The organism is Pseudomonas gessardii, assembly GCF_001983165.1.
In the GTDB taxonomy this organism is placed as follows: Bacteria; Pseudomonadota; Gammaproteobacteria; order Pseudomonadales; family Pseudomonadaceae; genus Aquipseudomonas; species Aquipseudomonas gessardii.
In genome coordinates this window covers 1-18,284 of sequence record NZ_MNPU01000033.1, presented here as the reverse complement: position 1 = coordinate 18,284, position 18,284 = coordinate 1, and the positions used below count along the sequence as shown (strand labels likewise).

Here is an 18,284-nt window from a genome sequence, read left to right as displayed (position 1 = left end):
CGTTCCACACCCATGAGTTGGCGGATAGATCCAAGCAGGGGCAATGTAACTTTCGCGACTTATCAGAGGGGTGGCCAGAACATTACAAATCCGTTAGCAAAGGCTCTGGTCCGGGGTTTTGCTTTAACCTTCGCGGCGACATGCAGATAATTTCCCTGGCACCGAGGCACGCTCGACATGCGAATCCTGGTTATCGAAGATGAACTGAAAACGGCCGATTACTTGCAGCAGGGCCTGAGCGAAAGCGGCTATGTGGTCGATTGCGCGGCCAGCGGCGCCGACGGTGTGCACCTGGCGCGGCAACACGCCTACGACCTGGTGCTGCTGGATGTGAACCTGCCGATCATGGACGGTTGGGATGTGCTGCAAAGGATCCGCCAGACCAGTAACACCCGCATCATGATGCTGACCGCCCAGGGGCGCCTGGCCGATAAAATCAAAGGCCTGGAGCTGGGCGCCGACGACTACCTGGTCAAGCCTTTCGAGTTTCCCGAACTGCTGGCCAGGGTCCGCACCCTGATGCGGCGCAGCGTCGAGACCGCCGTGCCGGATGTGTTGCGGGTGGCCGACCTGGAACTGGACCAGGGCCGCCACCGGGCCTTTCGCGGCAGCCAGCGGATTGACCTGACCACCAAGGAGTTCGCCCTGCTGCACCTGCTGATGCGCCAGAGCGGTGTGGTGCTGTCGCGCACACAAATCATCTCGTTTGTGTGGGACATGAACTTCGATTGCGACACCAATGTGGTCGAGGTCTCGATCCGCCGCCTGCGCGCGAAGATCGACGACCCGTTCGAGCGCAAGTTGATCCACACCTTGCGCGGGGTGGGCTACGTGTTGGAAGACCGCGAATAGCGGTCAGTGCGCAATCGGCTCCTGATGAAAACCCTCGCCCTCGATCTGGATAGTGACGTGGGAAATATCGAATTGTTCATGCAGTAATTCGGTCACCTGGGCGAGGATCTGTTGTTCAGTACCCAGTGCCAGGTCCACCACCAGATGGCTGCTCAGCACGTTTTTGCCACTGGTCAGAGCCCAGATATGCAAGTCATGCACCTCCTTGACCCCAGGCACCGCGCAAATGCCCTGCTCTATCGCGTCGATATCGAGGCCATCCGGCACGCCTTGCAGCAGCACGTTCATGCTGGCCTTGAGCAGTGTCCAGGTTCTGGGCACCACCCAAAACCCAATCGCCGCCGCCACCACCGAGTCGACCCAGCCCCAGCCGGTAAACATGATCACCACTGCCGCAATGATCACGCCGACGGAACCGAGCATGTCGCTCCAGACCTCCAGGTAGGCGCCCTTGACGTTCAGGCTCTCGCCACTGGCCGCGCTGAGCAGGCGCATGGAAATCAGGTTGACGATCAGGCCCAGTACGGCAATCACCAGCATGCCGGTGGACTGGATTTCGGCCGGCGCCCGCAAACGCTGGTAAGCCTCATAGAGGATGTAGAACGCCACCACGAACAGCAGCAACGCATTGAACGCGGCCGCGAGGATTTCGAAACGGGCGTAGCCAAATGTGCGTTTACGGTCGGCGGCGCGCTTGGCGACCTGGATCGCCACCAGGGAAATGGCCAGCGCCAGGGTATCGGTCATCATATGGGCGGCGTCGGACAGCAATGCCAGGCTGCCGGTGACAAAGGCGCCGATCACTTCGGCAATCATGAAACTGCCGGTCAGCCCCAAGGCTAACCATAATTTACGCTCGTGGCCGGCGCGTACGGTGGCGTGGCTGTGTCCTGCGCTCATAGAGTGTCCTCGTGGGGGAATGTGCGCTGATCATAGAGCGATAAAGGGAAACTTTTGGTATGAATTACATAATTGTCATGTGACTGCCATTAAGCCGTATGGCAGAAGGCGACCACATCCCCTGTAGGAGAATGCGGCGGCGTCAAAAAACAGGGCGCCGACCAAACCGCAACGCACTGGCCACACCCACCGCCCCCATCACCCCGCAATACATCACGCAGATCCATGGGCTGGTGGGCATCAGCGCGATCAGTATCAACGGCGTAGTACTGGCCCACAGCGCGTAGGCAATGTTGTAGGTGAAAGAAATCCCCGACACACGCACCGGCGCCGGGAACAGGCTGACCATCACCGACGGCACCGCGCCCACCACCCCGCAACTCAACCCCGCCACAGCATAGGCCACGCCCAGCCACACGCCACCCGCGATCAGGCTGGCGTAGAGCACGGCGATGCCGACGGGTAACAGCAGGCTGTAGACCAGCACCGCGCGCCAGGCGCCGATGCGGTCCACCAACAGGCCGGCGAGTACGCAACCGATATTCAGGAACACGATGCCCAATGCGCTCAGGGCAAAGGTGTGGCTGGGGCTCATGCCAAAGGTTTTCTGCATCATGGTCGGCGTGATCACCACCAGCACCACCACTGCCGAGGTGAGCACACAGGTCAGCAACATGGCCGGCAGCAACGCTTGGCGGTGGTCGCGCAACACCGTGCGCAGCGGCAGTTCGGCATCAGTCTGGCGGCGCGCCTGCATGGCCAGGAACACCGGGGTTTCGCTCAGCCAACGGCGCAGCCACACGCCAATCACGCCAAATACACCGCCCAACAGAAACGGGAAGCGCCAGGCGTAATCAAGGATTTGTTCAGCGGTGAACAGCTGCGCCAGCAAGGTCGCGGTCAAGGCCCCCAGCAGGTAACCGAAGGTCAGCCCGGCCTGCAGGAACCCCAGGGCATAACCGCGATGATTGGCCGGCGCGTGCTCGGCGACAAAGACCCAGGCGCTGGGCACTTCACCACCCACCGCGGCGCCCTGCAGGACGCGCAGCGCCAGCAGGATCAGGGGTGCGAAATAGCCGATTTGCGCGTAGGTCGGCATGATCCCGATCAGCAGGCAGGGCAAGGCCATCATCAGGATGCTCAGGCTGAACACGCGCTTGCGCCCCAGGTGATCGGCAAAGTGCGCCATCAGGATCCCGCCCAGTGGCCGCGCCAGGTAGCCGGTGACGAAAATCCCGAAACTTTGCAGCAGGCGCAGCCATTCGGGCATTTGCGGGGGGAAGAACAGCTGGCTTAGGGTCAGGGCAAAAAATACAAAGATGATGAAATCGTAGATTTCCAGGGCACCGCCCAGGGCGGCCAGGCCCAGGGTCTTGTAGTCGGAGCGGGAAAAACGCTGCGCCTGTGGATAAGCGGTGGCAGTCATGGAGAAGCTCGGCAGACAGACAAAATGGCGTGCAGGTTATGAGCTGGGCCGGATCCTGGCAATGCCGTGGATATATTCGTTTTACTCATTGATCCATGAAAATAACAACCTTCCCAAATAAATAACCTTGGGCCAAGATGCGGCGATACCTTGCACAGCCCCTGGCGCTTACATAATAACGACAAGAGGTACTCCCACGTGGCCGATCCTATCGAAGACAGCCGCTATGCCCGCTTTGCCCTGCGTTGCTCGAACTTTGCCGAGCGCTGGTTTCCCGACTCCTGGGTGTTTGCCGCCCTGGCCGTGATCATTGTCAGCGTGGCGACCCTGGGTATGGGCGCCGCCCCCACCGATGCGGCCAAGGCCTTTGGCGATGGCTTCTGGAGCCTGATCCCGTTCACCATGCAGATGGCCTTCGTGGTGATTGGCGGCTATGTGGTGGCCAGTTCGCCGCCCGCCGTGAAGTTGATTGATCGCCTGGCGCGCATCCCAAAAAACGGCCGCTCCGCCGTGGCGTGGGTGGCGCTGATCTCGATGGTCGCGTCGCTGCTCAACTGGGGCCTGTCCCTGGTGTTCGGCGGGTTGCTGGTGCGGGCGCTGGCACGGCGCACGGATTTGCGCATGGATTATCGCGCCGCCGGCGCGGCGGCCTATCTGGGCCTGGGCGCCGTGTGGGCGCTGGGGTTGTCGTCATCGGCCGCGCAATTGCAGGCCAACCCGGCCAGCTTGCCGCCGTCGATCCTGGCAATCACCGGGACTATTCCCTTCACCGACACGATCTTTCTGTGGCAATCGGGCGTGCTGTTGCTGGCGTTGATCGTGGTGTCGCTGCTCATCGCCTACGTCACCGCACCAGGCCCCAACTCGGCCCGTGACGCCAAGGCCTGTGGCGTGGACCCGGCGTTCAACCTGCCCAAGCTGCAACCGCCCAGCCGTCCGGGGGAATGGCTGGAGCACAGCCCGTTGCTGACCCTCTTGCTCGCGCTGTTGGCCGCCGGTTGGCTGTTCCACGAGTTTTCGACCAAGCCGGCGATCAGTGCGATCTCGGGGCTCAACACCTATAACTTTTTGTTCCTGATGCTCGGCGCCCTGCTGCACTGGCGCCCGCGCAGTTTCCTCGACGCCGTGGCGCGCGCGGTGCCCACCACCACCGGGGTGTTGATCCAGTTCCCGCTGTACGGCTCCATCGCGGCGCTGATCACTGTGGTCAAGGGCGGCGACGGCCAGACCCTGGCCCACCATATCTCGACCTTCTTCACCTCCATCGCCTCCCACGACACCTACGCCCTGCTGATGGGTGTGTACTCGGCGGTACTGGGGTTCTTTATCCCGTCGGGCGGTGGCAAGTGGATCATCGAGGCGCCCTATGTGATGCAGGTGGCCAATGACCTGCAATATCACCTGGGCTGGGCCGTGCAGATCTACAACGCCGCCGAGGCCCTGCCGAACCTGATCAACCCGTTTTACATGCTGCCGTTACTCGGCGTGCTGGGGCTCAAGGCGCGGGACTTGATCGGGTTTTCGTTTGTGCAGTTGCTGGTGCACACGCCCCTGGTGCTGTTCCTGCTTTGGGCGCTGGGAACGACGCTGAAGTACATGCCGCCGGTGATGCCTTAATCTTTGGACGTTGCACCCGTTGTTGTGGCGGGTGCAGCCAGGTCGACATTGAGCGCCTTTTTTCCCTCTGAATATTTCAAGGAAGGAACCCAACACGACTGAAAAACCACCTATATGGTGTCTTTTAGTAGCACCGGACAATCTTCAACTTAACTAAGAGACCGCCACTAAATTATTTAGAGCTATAACTGGAGCCCCCATGAATATCACGCCTACAACTACTATGCCGGCCTCGCAAAACAGTGCTGAGACGGGCAACACCCAAGAAGCCAGCCAACAGCAAAATCCCCAGCTAAAAAAATTCAAACAGTTCAGACCGGCTTTCGGCCAACCGGCGGGAAGAATAGTCTTTGCAGAGTCAAACCCTAACAAAGATCTTTTCAAGCCTGTTGTAAATTTTAAAGGCTAATTTCTATTATATAAATCTAAAAACATTAATTTTTTATAGAGGCTGTGAAAGTCATCAAGCACTCTGGCTTCGCAGCCTACATTTAAAACTTACAAGTTTTGCAACTAACTCATGGCTAATTGCAACCTCATGGACAACGCAAAGCAATGCGTTGCATTTCACGATATATGAGAGGCGGCCCCCCTACAAAAAAACCGCATTTCTCGACGCATTTTCCCAGTCAGCCGCTACTGTGTGAGGGTAGGCATTCATCCCGCGCAGACGGGCTTTAGCTGACAAGGAAACACACATGTTTAAACTGACCAGGCTGTCCTTCACCTTTGTCGCACTCACTTTGAGCGCGGTCGTACACGCCGACGTCGAGCTCGACCTGGGCACCCCGCAACGGGTCACGCAACTGTTCGCCTACCCCAACAATTGCAGTGTGATCTGCTTTCGGCCGCTGACCCTGGAGCAAACCGTCGAGCATTATCTGACTCAGAGCCTGCAGCGCGATGGCTACAGCCGCGCCCGGGTCAGTGTGAAGACCCAGCAGGATCGGGTCCGCGCCCACTTTACCGGCGTGCCCGACGGTTATGGCCAGCCCCTGGCCGCGTTGCTGGACACCGCCGACCTGGCCTACGAGGGCGCCAGCCGGCTCAACCGCGATGGCAAGTGGCAATTTAGCTGGTACCTGTTCCTGCCGCTGGGCATGGCCCTGGAAAACCGCAAGAGCATCGAGTTGATGCATTTCCCACCGGATTACTCCCTGACCCATTATCAGGACTACTTGGAGTCGGCCACCACCGACCGTTGGGCCACGCTATTGACCGCCAACGGGATACCGGCAACCCAGACCCCGGAATACCAGACCATCATCGATATTGCACCGATTGCCGCGCCCTCCTCGGCCGGCAAGGACCTGGAAGGGGTCTACGGCTACTTCAGCGAATACCAGACCCGGATTGTCCGGGAACTGAGCCGGCACCCCACGGGCTCATTGCCCATGGTCGCCTTCGGCGCGCCGGTGCGCAGTTGGATCCAGCAACAGTACGGGCAAACCCTCGGGGTACTGGGCCTGGCGCAGATCAGCCCGGCCGAAGGCCGCAATGTCGCGGTACTGGGGGCCAATCACCCCAGTTACATCTGGTACGCCGCCGACCCGGCCAGCTACAACGGCGACGAACAGAAGGCCGACGAGGCCGGCTTGAAGGTCATGGGCCAGGACTTGAGCGCCGCCTGCTGGCAGGCGGGAATGGGCCAGAAGCCCGCCAGCGACCCCAATGTGTTGCTCAAGGGCTGCATGAATACCTGGCAGGTAACGCGCAAGGAGCAGACCTGCGAACTGTTCTACACCTCGGTGCGCGAGCTATCGGCCGAACAGGCCAAGGAAAAATGCACCACCGCCTCGATCAAGGCCCAGCTCAAGCGCCTGAAAAGCCCCGCCCCAGAGGCCTCTGTCGCAGCGCCCGTACTGTAGCCCGCTCACTTATCAGCATTGGCTTACGCCAAAAAACGCCGATATCGACTGTCAGATTTGACAGTAGCTATCGGCGTTTTTTTGCGTAAATCTTGGATCCTGTCCATTTGCTGCAAGACTGGCAGTTCTCTCGACACCAGGAGGTCGATGCAGCCCGACAAGGAGCGCTATGAAAACCCAGCTCATGGAAGAGGTGCCTGCTGCTGCGAATAACGGCCTTTATCCCTTCGCAGCACTGCTGGCCAAAAAGGGTTACCCCTCGTCCCGACACTTCGAGGTGGTGCGCACCCGCAACGGGCGCGGAACCGGGATTAAAGCCAAAGTCGCCTTCGACAGCCGGATACGCATCGCCAAGATTTCCGGGTACGCCCTGGGCGAGCGACGCCTGCACACGCTGCAGATGTCGTCGCGCATCCACTTGTACGACCCCTGGTTCAGCGGTCTGCTCCTGCATTCGTGCGACCCGAACGTGTTCCTCGACATCAGCGAGCTGGAGCTGTGGTCAATCCAGGCTATCCGCCCCGGCACACTGCTGACCATGGATTACGCCACCACCGAGGATGTGCTGTTCAGGCAGTTCCCGTGCCGCTGCGGGGCCGGGAACTGCCGGGGCTGGATCACCGGTATGAAAGAGCCGTTGAACGCCGAGGGCCAACAGTTTATGGAACAGTGGCGCCAGCGCAAACGCTGTTAAATGGCCTCTATCGGGCGCAGGCGGTATTGCGGCGGCAACTGCTCGAACCCGGTGATGGTGGCGTTGAGGCTTTTCCAGCGACCGTCCTTGATCCCGTAGATGCAACCATGGATCGACAGGCTCTGCCCGCGGTGCCAGGCGTTCTGCACAATGCTGGTGTGACCAACATTGGCCACTTGCTGGATGACATTGAGCTCACACAGGCGATCAACGCGTTCTTCTTCGGTGGGCAACTGGGCCAGCACTTCGCGGTTCTCGTAGTACAGGTCGCGGATCGAACGCAGCCAACCGTCGATCAGGCCGAACTGGCGGTCCTGCATCGAGGCACGCACGCCGCCGCAGCCATAGTGGCCGGTGACCAGGATATGCTTGACCTTGAGCACATCCACCGCGTACTGGATCACCGACAGGCAGTTGAGGTCGGTGTGCAGCACCACATTGGCCACATTGCGGTGCACAAACAGGTCGCCGGGCAACATGCCGACGATCTCGTTGGCCGGCACCCGGGCGTCCGAACAGCCGATCCACAGGTATTCCGGGGTCTGCTGGCGGGCGAGCTTGGCGAAGAATTCGGGATCTTCCTGTTTGATCGCATCCGCCCAGCGTTCGTTGTTATCAAGCAGGTCTTGTAGTTCGTTCATCAGATCAGCCTCAGGAATCATGCGCAGGTATGACAGACGACCACCCATCGAGGTCACGCTCGGGGGTAGATAGACACACTATAACCCCGACAGCATGAGCAATTACGACGCCAAAGAGGCTAACAGCCCGTTCCCACACAAGCCCTTTCTACAGGGAATACCGTTTCAGTCGACCAGGGTGCAGGCCATGACCACTGCATCTTCGCGACCTCCGACAGCAGGGTAGTAATCGCGGCGACGGCCGATTTCATTGAAGCCGTAGCGCTCATACAGGCGAAATGCCCCGGTATTGCTGTCGCGCACTTCCAGGAAACATTCCCGCGCATTGGCAGCATAGGCCCGGGACATCAGATGCTCCAGCAGGGCCAGGCCCAGGCCACGCCCCTGGTTTTCCGGTTTGACGGTGATATTCAGCAAATGCGCTTCATCGAGGATGATCTGCACCACCCCGTGGCCCACCTGCTGCTCGCCCTCGAACATCAACCAGATCTGGTACTTGCCCAGCCCGTCGAGAAAGATGCCACGGGTCCAGGGGTGGCTGAACGCCGCGTATTCGATTTTCAGCACGGCGTCGAGGTCAGCCTCGGTCATCGGGCGGAAGGATAAAGCCTCACTCATCGGTTGTTTTCCAGCGCGCCATCAGCCGGCGCATGGCTTGCCAGACATCAGCCTTACGCTGTGGCTCTTCCATTAATAGTTCCAGGCCCGGCAAGGCCCAGACCGAGCCCAGGCCTTCGACCTGCAGTTCGCGGTACCAGGCCTGGGCGTCGGCTTCGCCGGCAAACCGCACGGCCGGCAGGCCGATCAGCCACAGGCACACGCAGGGCTCGTCTTCCAGGCGGGCCGCGACAAAGCCCTGCACGAAGTCACGCGCGGCGTCCGGGCCCTGGTCCATATTGCCGCGCACCAGCAGCGGCCAGCGCACAGGCTCGCCAACGATCTGCGGGCTGTCGGGCAGGCCGGCGGCGCGCAGCATGTCCTTGAGCAGCAGGTAGGCCGGGTCACGCGCCTGGAAACGCTCGCCGGTGGGCAACTCCACCAGCAACAGGCAACGCCCGGCCCGCAACAACTGCAGGGCAAAACGCGGTGGCGGCACGACCGGGGCCTTGGCCACCGGGGCCGGGGCATCGTCGGCCACGGCAACGGGCTTGGGCGTGCTCGACGGGCGTGGCACTTCGATCTTGACCCGCTCCGACGGCCGCACAGGCACCTCGGCCACGGGCTTGACCAGCGCCACCGGCACCGCCGCTTCCTCGCCCGAGGCGTCGAACGGCTCGAACGGCTCCAGCGCTTGCAGCAGTTCGGGCCGCGACGGGGCGGCAAAGGGCAATTCGGTGCGCGGCAGCCAGTTGACCACCTGCATGGCGGTCAAGTAAGCGCGACGTCGGGACTCGATAAGCAAGGCTCGGCCACTTGTGGATAACTAAAGAGCGCAGATTCTACCGCCCTTCGACGATGATCGCCCACCGTTGATGATTTTCTCTGCATTGCTGACCGCCCATCGCGAACGCGCCCTGACCGGCTGTGGATAAATCCCGCGCCTGATGCAGTACAATCGCTGCTTTTAATTCGCCAACCAGCCGGCCATTCCGATGATCGAACCCAAGCGCGTCTTGCGCGCCCTCGCCGAACACTGGGCCCTGCTTGAGCCACTGTGCGAACACTTCGACCAAGGCACCCTGAGCCTTGGCGAGTTGCGCGCGCAACTGGCCGCCCAACAACTGGACAGCACACCACAGGACATCACCAGCCTGCTGGACGTGTGGATTCGCCTGGATATCCTGGTGCCTGTGGCCAAGAGCCCGAACCGTTTCGAGCTCAATGCACAGATCCATGACTTCCTGGCCTATCTTCGCAAGGAGCACCGGCTAGGCCTGTGCCTGGAAATCGAAGCCTACCTGCGCCACCTCGAGCGCCTGGCCGGTTATATCCAGGACGCCTTCGACATCCGCGACGGCCATGACCTGGCCCGTCAACTGCGGCTGTTGGACATGCGCGTGCGCGACGTGCTGAAAAAACTCGCCAATGATGAACAAGCCCTCGCCGCCGTGGCCGACCGCGCCAAGACCAGCGACCGGCAGATCCCGTTGCGCCAGCGTTATGCCGAGGTCCTGGCGACCTGGGACGAGTATGTCGAGCCGATGATCCAACTGGTGAACGCCGACGGTGCCTTCGAGCAAGGCGTGCGCAAGGTAGAGAACGTGCTGTTGCGTATGCTCACCGAGCAGCAGCGCCTGGGCCACCTGGTGGACGACGATATGTTGCTGCGCACCCACGCGCGCATCCTCGAAATGCAGACCAGCGCCCAACTGACCTTGCGCCATGCCCGGGAACTGCTGCTACCGCTGCGCGAAGAAGCGCGCCGGCACAATGCCGTGACCCGTGGCGCGGCGCTGGCCCTGTCGGCGATCCGCCGCAAGGGCCTGGACGCGGTGCCGCAAGCGGCGATGCCGATGTTCACCCGGCCACAAAGTACCTTCCTGGGCAGTGCCAGCCAGGTGGAAGCCTATGTGTATGCCCTGGCCAACTTCGAGCCCAAGCCGGCGCGGTTCCCCAAGGCCCACAAATCCCACAAGGGCCAAGCCCAGCGTGCGCCGCGTACGGTCAAGGAGATGCTGGAGCGCTGCGCAGACGCACTGCCGATGCCCGACCTGATGACCTGGTTGCTGGAACAGGAACCGGACGGGGCCACCGACGAGTTGCTGTACTGGTTCTCGCGCCTGTCGCGGGAGAAGCGTTTCAAGCGCGAGCGCCTGGAACGCCGGGATTACCACACTCACGAGCACCAGGTCAGCCTGCGCTCATTCGCCCTGCTCCCGGCCAGCACCGACGTGGCCGAGAATTCTGCGAGCACCCCTTATGCATCTTGATCTATCCGAACTGTCCCAGCTGGCGCCGATCTTTCGCGAGCTGTTCAAGGGCTACCACGTCAGCCGCCGCGACCCGGAGCTGTACGCGCAATTGTCGAACTTCCAGGACCAGTACCGCACGCTGTTCAAGGCCCTGGGCTTTGAACTGGTGTGCGACACCCGTGGCTTCTACTACTTCGTGCCGGACACCGCCGTGGCCGCCGCGCAGGTCAACAAGACCGCGCAGCGCCTGGCGCTGTTCACCTTCATCATCGTCGAGCACCTGGCCGACCAGGGCCGCGACCCGATTGCCGTGCTCGACGGTGGCAGCCTGGGCCGCGATGAACTGCCCTCCCTGCTGGAGAAGTACCGTGACCTGTTTATCCAGGCCGAAGTGCAGACCGTCGAGGAGCTGGAAGAGAAAATCATGCGCCGCATGACCCAGCTTGGCTTTGCCGGTGAAGACAACGGTATTTACCGCTTCCTGCCGCCGATGCACCGTTTCCTCGACGTGTGCCTGTCGGTCCAGGCCGATCGCGACCTGGCGGCCAGCGTGCACAGTGTGCTGCCGTTGCCGGCGCCGGTGATCATCGACGAAGACAGCGATGAAAAACTGCTGCAGACCGATGACCCGCTGGACCTTAGTGACTTTGCCGACGAAAGCGAAGAAGACGCTCTGGCCCGTGCCATTGCCGAAGAACAGGAGACCGATGCATGAGCAAGGAACGCTACGGCATTCGCCGCTTCGCCCTTTTGAACACTGCGGGCTACAGCCTGGGCCTGTTCCCGCTGGAAGAACCGCTGTCGGTGTATGGCGCGAACAACCTCGGTAAATCGGCTTCGATCAACGCCTTGCAGTTCCCGATCCTGGCGCGCATGTCAGACATGAGTTTCGGCAAGTACACCCTGGAACAGTCGCGGCGTTTCTACTTTGCCACCGACACCAGCTACATCCTCGTCGAAGTCTCGCTGCCCCACGGCCCCCATGTGATTGGCGTGGTCGGCCGCGGCCCGGGCGGTGGTTTCGGCCACCAGTTCTTTGCCTACGCCGGCAAGCTGGACCTGGCCCACTACCAGAAAAACGACACCTGCCTGCGCCAGAAAGAGCTGTTCACCAACCTTGAGCGCGAGGGCCTCAAAGCCTATGAACTCAAGCCCGATGAGCTGCGACGCTTGCTGGTCGGTGGCCATACCTCGATCCCGCTGGACCTGACCCTGATTCCGCTGCGCTCCACCAGCGAGCAGAGTCTGAAGACCTTCCGCGCCCTGTTTATCAACCTGCTGCACATGCGCGAGATCACTGCGGCCAAGCTCAAGCAGCTGTTCCTCGATGCGTTCGAGCACAGCCTGCGCTCGGGCAGTGTGGATTACATTGCGGCGTGTGAAGAAGCGTTCCGCGATGTACGACGCATGGAGCAGGACTACAACTCCCTGGTAGCCGCCGGCCCCCTGGTGGAAGCGCTGTCCAATGGCGTGAAACAGCGGGAAATCCTGCGCGGCAAGCTGCATCGCCTGTCGCCCTTGCTCGATTCGCTGCTGGGCACCTGGTCGGACTACGCCAGTGCGCGCAAGGAAGAGCTGACCATCCAGGCCGAACACTACCGCAACGAGCAGGACGCGCTGCAGAACGATCAGCGCGGCGGCACCCAGGAGCTGATGCGCCTGGAGCGGGAAATCAGCGGCATCCAGCGCTGGCTGGGCGAGCTGTCGGTGCTCAAGCATCGCTTTGCCCTGGTCGATGACGTCAAGGTTCTGGAGCAGCAACTGCTGGCAGCCAAGGATGCCCACGATGAACTGGCCGGCGCCCTGGCGCAGTCGCGGCAGTTCAGCGCCGAGGATCTGGATGAGCGCTTGCGCGACCTGGAAAAACGCCTGAAGTCGGTCAAGCAGCAACTCGATCACGCCGACAACAACAGTTACGCCAAACTGCGGGAAGAATTCTCACAGCAGGACGTCGAGCGTCTGATGCGTCTGTTCAACAGTTCGCTGTTCAGCCTGCCGCTGGGCGAGCACGGCATCACCCTGGATGAAGACGGCCAGTGGGTCAAATCCCTGGAGCTGATCCTCGATGGTTTCACCGGCGAGCGCTTTGAAGTGCCGGGGCTGTCCATCGACATCTCGCACATCGAGCCGCCGGCCTTGCAGGCCCTGGCGGACCGCGCGGCATTGCGTGACCAGAAGGAGCGCCTGGAAAAAGAACTCAAGCAACTCAAGACCCAGCAGGCCGTGGCCTCGGACCGCGCGGCGAGCAAGACCCAGACCGAAGCGCTGTACCAGCAGGTGCTGGACGCACAGAAAGCCCTGGAAGATTACCGCCGCGCCCAGACCCTGAGTGCCGAGGAAGGCGAGAAGCTGGAAAACCTGGCGCAGATGGAAGCGGCCCAGGACGAGTTGAAGCGCTCCAGCGATGCGTTTACCGAACGCGTGCAGCAACTGTCGGCCAAGCTGCAGCTGGTCGGCCGGCAGATCGGCGATATGGAAGCCAAGCAGCGCACCCTGGATGACGCCCTGCGCCGTCGCCAGCTGTTGCCGGCCGACTTGCCGTTCGGTACGCCGTTCATGGACCCGGTCGACGATTCCATGGACAACCTGCTGCCGCTGCTCAATGACTATCAGGACAGCTGGCAGGGCTTGCAGCGCGCTGATGGGCAGATCGACGCGCTGTACGCCCAGGTGCGCCTCAAGGGCGTGGCCAAGTTCGACAGTGAAGACGATATGGAGCGCCGCCTGCACCTATTGATCAACGCGTATGCGCACCGCACCGACGAAGCCCTGACCCTGGGCAAGGCGCGCCGTGCGGCGGTGACGGATATCGCGCGGACCCTGCGCAATATCCGCAGCGACTACGACAGCCTTGAGCACCAGTTGGCCCTGTTCAACCGCGAGATCAACAAGCGCCAGGTATCCAACCTGCAGAGCTTTCGTATCGTGTTGGCGCCGAACAAGGAAGCGCTCAAGCATATCGACCAGATCATTCACAGTGCCGGCCAGTATGAGGAAGGCGAAACCCTCTCGGTGTTCGACCTCAGCCAGAGCGCCGAGCAGGACAACAAGAACGAAGAGGCCAAGGAGTACCTGGCGCGCCTGGTCGCCGCCAACCATAACCAGTTGGGGCTCAAGGACCTGTTTGAACTGGCGTTCGAGATCACCAAGGTCAATGGCCAGCCAATCATTCACACCGACATCGATGGCGCCGCGTCCAACGGCACCACCATGACGATCAAGGCGCTGACCAACATGTACTTGTTGCTGCACTTGATGGACCGCGACCAGGCCGGTCGCGTGCGCCTGCCGTACTACCTCGACGAGGCGGCGGACATCGATGAGAAGAACCAGGCCGCCTTGCTGGAAACCAGCCTGCAACTGGGCTTTGTGCCGATCCTGGCCAGTGTGAAGCCGCAGGTCTCGGCCCAGGTGGCGATCGACCTGGAAGGCGGCAGCGGGCCGAACGGGATCTACATCGATGAGGCGGACTGGAAGTACATTCGCCGGCATGATGCGGTGAAGGCGACGGTCAATGTGCAGGCGGATGAACCGGAGTTGGATGAGGTCTGACCTGCGCTGTTGAAATACAAAAAGGCCGCGATCCTATGGACCGCGGCCTTTTTTGTGGGCTGGGGTTATGCGGTGTTGGTCGGGGCCTATTTACCCAGTGGGATCTTAGGCGCCCAGATCAGCCATTCGTCTTCAAACTTGTCGAACAACGGGAAGGTCTGCTCGGGCAGTGCCGGGTTGCCCATACGCTCGCCCTCCGGTGTCGCAAAAGCGATGCCGCCCTGGACCAGGGTCTCCAGGGACTCGGTGCGCACTGTCGCGCCCTTGAACAGGCCAAAGTCCAGGCCAAAGCCGCTGCTGTTCCAGAAGCGGCTGCCACCACGAACCAGCGGCGCGTACTTGGGCTCGATCAGCACATGGATCAGCACGCGGTCGGCCGTCTTGCCCAACTCGTAACCGGTGACTTTGCCGACCGTGACTTCACGGTAGGTGACCGGTACGCCGACTTTCAACGAACCACGGCGGGCGGCGCTGAGTACCAGGCTCAAGCCGGCCTCCTGCACATTCGCCTCGGGCGGTTGGGCCAGGGCCACGAAGTTCTTTTGCGCACCGGTGCTTTTCACCGCCGGCAGGACTTCGATGTACTGGCCGGTGACCAGGGTTTCCAGGTTAGCGGTTTTCATCAAGCCCAGCTCTGGCTTGACCACCCAGAACTGGCTGCCGGTCCGGGCGATCCGCTCAGGGACTTCGGTGATGCGTGCACTGAGCATCACCGATTGCATGTCGGCGCTCAGGTCGACACTTTCGATCTTGCCCACCTCCAGGCCCTTGAAACGAATCGGCGTGCCGGTACTCAGGCCATCCGCACGATCGACCTTGATCGTCACCACGGTGCCGCGCTGGGTGGAGGCTTCGTGATCAGCAAACAGGCGGAAACGCGGGATGCGGTTGCGCAGCGGCACGTTTGGCTCTGGGGTTTCAAAGGCGATCCCCCCGGCCATCAGGCTTTGCAGAGATTCGCTTTTGACCTGGATACCGCCGGTGAGCCCACCGGTCAGGGTAATGCCACTGGCATTCCAGAAGCGCGTCGAACCGTTGACCAGACCTTCGTACTCCTTCTCGATATGCACGCCAATCACCAGTTGTTTGCGCTTGCGCGAGAACTGGTAGCTCTGCACCGAGCCGACCTTGACCTGTTTGTAGAGGATCGGGCTGCCGACTTCCAGGGAACCGAGGTTTTCTGTGAGCAGGACCAAGTGCAGGCCCGGGGAGCGCAGGTCCAGCGGTGGCGCCTTGGGCCGGGCGACAAACTCACGCTGGGGGCTGGTGCCTTTGTCGCCGGGGCGGATGGCAATGTAGTTGCCCTTGACCAGGGCTTCCAGGCCGGTGATGCCGGCCAGGGAAATGGACGGCTTGACCACCCAGAACTGCGTGCCTTCCACCAGGTAATCTTCGGCCAATGGGTCGAGGGTCAAGTCGGCGCTGGCGCTGGACAGATCAGAGTCCACCTTGAGGGCCTTGAGGCTGCCGACCTGGATGCCTTTGTACATCACGGGCGTACGACCGGCCTGCAGGCCCTCGAAGTCACTGAGCTTGACCTTGATGCGGATACCCGCGGCGGCGGCATCGAAGTCTTCGTATAGGCGAAACGGCAGGCTTGGGTCGGTGGGCGGGCTGTCCTTGCGATTTTCCGGCGTGGCGAAGGCGATACCACCGGAGACGATGCTGGCCAGGGATTCGCTGCGCACTTTGACCCCGGACAGGTTGGCATCGATGCTGATGCCGCTGGCATTCCAGAAACGCGTATGTTTGCGCACCAGGTTGGCGTAGGTCGGCTCGATGTAGACTTTTATTTCGACCGTGTTCTGATCGGCGGACAGCAGGTAGCTTTTGACCTGGCCAACCTGGATCTGCTTGTAGAACACCGGGCTGCCACGGTCGAGCGAGCCGAGGCGCTCGGCCTTGACGGTCAGGTGCAGGCCGGGCTTGATATCGGATAATGGCGGTTCTTCGGAGAGTGCCTTGAATTTGCGCGTGGGCTCGCCGTCGCCGGGGCTGGCCGCGATGTAGTTGCCCGAGACCAGGGTTTCCAGGCCGGTAATCCCGGCCAGGCTGACGCTTGGCTTGACCAGCCAGAAGCGTGTATTGGCCTTGAGGTATTGCTCGACATCCTTGTTCATCTCGATGGTGGCAATCACCCCGCGATTACTGCCCTCGTCATCCAGGGCCAGAGTCTTGACCTTGCCCACCGGCATGCCTTTGTAGACCACTTCAGTCTTGTTGACCTGGATGCCTTCCCCACTTTCAAAGCGAACCTGGATCTCGATGCCCGTCTGGGTGTAGGCGCGCCATCCGAGCCAGCCGCCGATCACCAGGGCGATCAACGGCAGTACCCAAATGGCCGACCAGTTTGAAGCAGGGCGGGTTTTAGCCTTTGGCAAATCAGTCATGGTCGTCGTCCGACTCCGTGTTATCCCAAATCAGTCGGGGATCGAAAGTTACTGCAGCAAGCATCGTCAAGATCACCACACTGGCGAACGCCACGGCACCGAGATTGGCCTCGATACTGGCAAGTCGCCCAAAGTTTACGACCGCCACTAGAATGGCGATCACGAAGATATCCAGCATGGACCAGCGACCGATGAACTCGATAAAGCGGTACATGATAATGCGTTGTCGGGCAGAAAGTGGCTGGTGACGTTGCACCGAGAATAGCAACAGGGCGATGCCCACCAGTTTGAAGGTCGGCACCAGGATACTGGCGACAAATACCACGGCGGCAATCGGGAACATGCCGTGCTGCACCAGTTCAATCACGCCGGCCATGATGGTGCTGGGAGCGCCCTGCCCCAGGGAGTTGACCGTCATGATAGGCAACAGGTTAGCTGGGATATACAAAATCGCCGCAGTGATCAACAAAGCCCAGGTGCGCATCAGGCTGTTCGGACGGCGGGCGTGGACCAGTGCACCGCAACGGGTGCAGGTTTGCTCGTCGGTGTCCGGGGCCTGCCTGTTCAGTTCGTGGCATTCGGTACAAATCAGAATGCCAGCATCAATCGCCCGCATGTTCGTCCTCCCCGGACAAGGCTTGCCAGATCTGATGGGGTGACATGACCACCTCCAGCAGCACCTGGACCATTAGCAGGCTGACAAAACAGGCCAGTCCCAGGCCTACGCTGAGGGCGGCCATGTCGGCCAACTTGACGATCGCCACCAGCACGCCCATCAGGTAGACCTCAAGCATCCCCCAATCGCGCAGATGGTGATAAATGCGGTATAGCAACAGGCCGTAGCTGCGGCCTATGTTCCAGCGAATACTGAGCAGCACCGCCAGCTGGCACAGCAGCTTGAGCAACGGGATGCCCATGCTGCACAGGAACACCACCGCTGCGACACCTTGCATGCCGGTATTGAACAGGGCGACTACACCGCTCCAGACCGTGTCTTCAGAAGACTGCCCGAGTAGATTGAGCTGCATGATGGGTAGAAAGTTCGCCGGGACGTACAACAATAACGCGGCGATCACCAAGGCCAGGCTGCGTTCGACGACATTGTAGCGGTGGGCGTACATCTCATAACCACAGCGTGGGCACAGGGCCTTTTCACCGTGGGCAAGCTCTGGCCTGCGCATCAGCAAGTCGCACTCATGGCAGGCAACCAGGTCCTCCAACGGTAGGTCGGACACCTGGGTGGTATCAACCGGGTCGGACATATAGGGCTCTAAGTCTAAAAGGATCAGGTGTCTATTCTAGTGTTCTGGTTCAGAAATAACTGTGCAAATTTGTCGGCATCAACCGATGGCGATCTGCCAAAACCTTTTCAACCGCCCAAAACAAAACCCCAACTGCTTTCGCAATTGGGGTTTCGGAATTTAATCTTGACGATGACCTACTCTCACATGGGGAAACCCCACACTACCATCGGCGATGCATCGTTTCACTA

16 protein-coding genes are annotated in these 18,284 nt (G+C 60.9%); 8 read left to right on the top strand and 8 right to left on the bottom strand.

Annotated features, from left to right (window positions below; genetic code table 11):
* Positions 1–177: 177 nt before the first annotated feature.
* The gene (locus BLL38_RS20135) at positions 178–852 is read left to right on the top strand and encodes a heavy metal response regulator transcription factor (protein WP_076964070.1); all 675 of its coding nucleotides are present in this window, start codon (positions 178–180) and stop codon (positions 850–852) included.
* 3 nt (positions 853–855) lie between these two features.
* On the opposite strand, the gene BLL38_RS20130 is transcribed toward BLL38_RS20135, so the two are convergent.
* Positions 856–1,752 (bottom strand): cation diffusion facilitator family transporter, encoded by an 897-nt coding sequence (locus BLL38_RS20130; RefSeq protein WP_076964069.1) that lies wholly within the window; start codon positions 1,750–1,752, stop codon positions 856–858.
* Positions 1,753–1,894: 142 nt separating this feature from the next.
* Positions 1,895–3,178, bottom strand: a complete 1,284-nt coding sequence (locus tag BLL38_RS20125) for an MFS transporter (RefSeq protein ID WP_076964068.1) — start codon at positions 3,176–3,178, stop codon at positions 1,895–1,897.
* Between the two features lie 198 nt (positions 3,179–3,376).
* Between BLL38_RS20125 and BLL38_RS20120 the strand changes: the two genes are divergently transcribed.
* The 4 genes from BLL38_RS20120 (at position 3,377) to BLL38_RS20105 (ending at position 7,357) form a co-directional block, all read left to right on the top strand.
* Positions 3,377–4,795 (top strand): short-chain fatty acid transporter, encoded by a 1,419-nt coding sequence (locus tag BLL38_RS20120; RefSeq protein WP_076964067.1) that lies wholly within the window; start codon positions 3,377–3,379, stop codon positions 4,793–4,795.
* A gap of 199 nt (positions 4,796–4,994) precedes the next feature.
* Positions 4,995–5,204: a hypothetical protein gene (locus BLL38_RS20115; RefSeq protein ID WP_076964066.1), complete on the top strand. Its 210-nt coding sequence runs from the start codon at positions 4,995–4,997 to the stop codon at positions 5,202–5,204.
* Between the two features lie 289 nt (positions 5,205–5,493).
* Positions 5,494–6,663: a hypothetical protein gene (locus BLL38_RS20110; protein ID WP_076964065.1), complete on the top strand. Its 1,170-nt coding sequence runs from the start codon at positions 5,494–5,496 to the stop codon at positions 6,661–6,663.
* A gap of 169 nt (positions 6,664–6,832) precedes the next feature.
* Positions 6,833–7,357 (top strand): SET domain-containing protein, encoded by a 525-nt coding sequence (locus BLL38_RS20105; RefSeq protein WP_076964064.1) that lies wholly within the window; start codon positions 6,833–6,835, stop codon positions 7,355–7,357.
* On the opposite strand, the gene can is transcribed toward BLL38_RS20105, so the two are convergent.
* The 3 genes from can to BLL38_RS20090 all read right to left on the bottom strand — a co-directional run bounded on the left by can (position 7,354) and on the right by BLL38_RS20090 (position 9,361).
* Positions 7,354–7,998, bottom strand: coding sequence for a carbonate dehydratase (can, locus tag BLL38_RS20100; RefSeq protein ID WP_029295821.1), 645 nt, complete (start codon positions 7,996–7,998; stop codon positions 7,354–7,356). The genes BLL38_RS20105 and can overlap by 4 nt on opposite strands.
* 165 nt (positions 7,999–8,163) lie before the next feature.
* Complete coding sequence (gene rimI, locus BLL38_RS20095; protein ID WP_003188286.1) at positions 8,164–8,616, bottom strand: ribosomal protein S18-alanine N-acetyltransferase; 453 nt, start codon at positions 8,614–8,616, stop codon at positions 8,164–8,166.
* A complete protein-coding gene (locus tag BLL38_RS20090) occupies positions 8,609–9,361 on the bottom strand; it encodes an energy transducer TonB (RefSeq protein WP_076964063.1) in 753 nt (250 codons plus the stop codon). Before BLL38_RS20090 ends, rimI begins: the two co-directional genes overlap by 8 nt.
* A 229-nt stretch (positions 9,362–9,590) precedes the next feature.
* Here BLL38_RS20090 and mksB point away from each other — a divergent pair, with 229 nt between their 5' ends.
* The 3 genes from mksB to mksF are packed head-to-tail and all read left to right on the top strand — an operon-like array spanning position 9,591 to position 14,402.
* The gene (mksB, locus tag BLL38_RS20085) at positions 9,591–10,868 is read left to right on the top strand and encodes an Mks condensin complex protein MksB (RefSeq protein ID WP_076964062.1); all 1,278 of its coding nucleotides are present in this window, start codon (positions 9,591–9,593) and stop codon (positions 10,866–10,868) included.
* Positions 10,858–11,565: an Mks condensin complex protein MksE gene (mksE, locus tag BLL38_RS20080; protein ID WP_076964061.1), complete on the top strand. Its 708-nt coding sequence runs from the start codon at positions 10,858–10,860 to the stop codon at positions 11,563–11,565. The genes mksB and mksE overlap by 11 nt, the downstream gene beginning before the upstream one ends.
* The gene (gene mksF / locus BLL38_RS20075) at positions 11,562–14,402 is read left to right on the top strand and encodes an Mks condensin complex protein MksF (protein ID WP_076964060.1); all 2,841 of its coding nucleotides are present in this window, start codon (positions 11,562–11,564) and stop codon (positions 14,400–14,402) included. Before mksE ends, mksF begins: the two co-directional genes overlap by 4 nt.
* Positions 14,403–14,488: 86 nt before the next feature.
* Here the strand turns inward: mksF and BLL38_RS20070 are convergent, their stop codons facing one another.
* From BLL38_RS20070 to BLL38_RS20060, 3 genes are read right to left on the bottom strand one after another with little or no spacing between them, the layout of a single operon-like run.
* Positions 14,489–16,792 carry a PqiB family protein gene (locus BLL38_RS20070; protein ID WP_076964059.1) on the bottom strand — a complete coding sequence of 768 codons (2,304 nt, stop codon included), beginning with the start codon at positions 16,790–16,792 and terminating at the stop codon, positions 14,489–14,491.
* Positions 16,785–17,408: a paraquat-inducible protein A gene (locus BLL38_RS20065; protein ID WP_076964058.1), complete on the bottom strand. Its 624-nt coding sequence runs from the start codon at positions 17,406–17,408 to the stop codon at positions 16,785–16,787. Before BLL38_RS20065 ends, BLL38_RS20070 begins: the two co-directional genes overlap by 8 nt.
* Positions 17,395–18,054, bottom strand: coding sequence for a paraquat-inducible protein A (locus BLL38_RS20060; protein ID WP_076964057.1), 660 nt, complete (start codon positions 18,052–18,054; stop codon positions 17,395–17,397). The genes BLL38_RS20065 and BLL38_RS20060 overlap by 14 nt, the downstream gene beginning before the upstream one ends.
* Positions 18,055–18,284: the final 230 nt, after the last annotated feature.

Bases quoted from the DNA above. Each gene is read 5' to 3' on its own strand.
- BLL38_RS20135 (WP_076964070.1), top strand. From the start codon at position 178: ATGCGAATCCTGGTTATCGAAGATGAACTGAAAACGGCCGATTACTTG.
- BLL38_RS20130 (WP_076964069.1), bottom strand. From the start codon at position 1,752: ATGAGCGCAGGACACAGCCACGCCACCGTACGCGCCGGCCACGAGCGT.
- BLL38_RS20125 (WP_076964068.1), bottom strand. From the start codon at position 3,178: ATGACTGCCACCGCTTATCCACAGGCGCAGCGTTTTTCCCGCTCCGAC.
- BLL38_RS20115 (WP_076964066.1), top strand. From the start codon at position 4,995: ATGAATATCACGCCTACAACTACTATGCCGGCCTCGCAAAACAGTGCT.
- BLL38_RS20110 (WP_076964065.1), top strand. From the start codon at position 5,494: ATGTTTAAACTGACCAGGCTGTCCTTCACCTTTGTCGCACTCACTTTG.
- BLL38_RS20105 (WP_076964064.1), top strand. From the start codon at position 6,833: ATGAAAACCCAGCTCATGGAAGAGGTGCCTGCTGCTGCGAATAACGGC.
- can (WP_029295821.1), bottom strand. From the start codon at position 7,998: ATGAACGAACTACAAGACCTGCTTGATAACAACGAACGCTGGGCGGAT.
- rimI (WP_003188286.1), bottom strand. From the start codon at position 8,616: ATGAGTGAGGCTTTATCCTTCCGCCCGATGACCGAGGCTGACCTCGAC.
- BLL38_RS20090 (WP_076964063.1), bottom strand. From the start codon at position 9,361: ATGCAGGTGGTCAACTGGCTGCCGCGCACCGAATTGCCCTTTGCCGCC.
- mksB (WP_076964062.1), top strand. From the start codon at position 9,591: ATGATCGAACCCAAGCGCGTCTTGCGCGCCCTCGCCGAACACTGGGCC.
- mksE (WP_076964061.1), top strand. From the start codon at position 10,858: ATGCATCTTGATCTATCCGAACTGTCCCAGCTGGCGCCGATCTTTCGC.
- mksF (WP_076964060.1), top strand. From the start codon at position 11,562: ATGAGCAAGGAACGCTACGGCATTCGCCGCTTCGCCCTTTTGAACACT.
- BLL38_RS20070 (WP_076964059.1), bottom strand. From the start codon at position 16,792: ATGACTGATTTGCCAAAGGCTAAAACCCGCCCTGCTTCAAACTGGTCG.
- BLL38_RS20065 (WP_076964058.1), bottom strand. From the start codon at position 17,408: ATGCGGGCGATTGATGCTGGCATTCTGATTTGTACCGAATGCCACGAA.
- BLL38_RS20060 (WP_076964057.1), bottom strand. From the start codon at position 18,054: ATGTCCGACCCGGTTGATACCACCCAGGTGTCCGACCTACCGTTGGAG.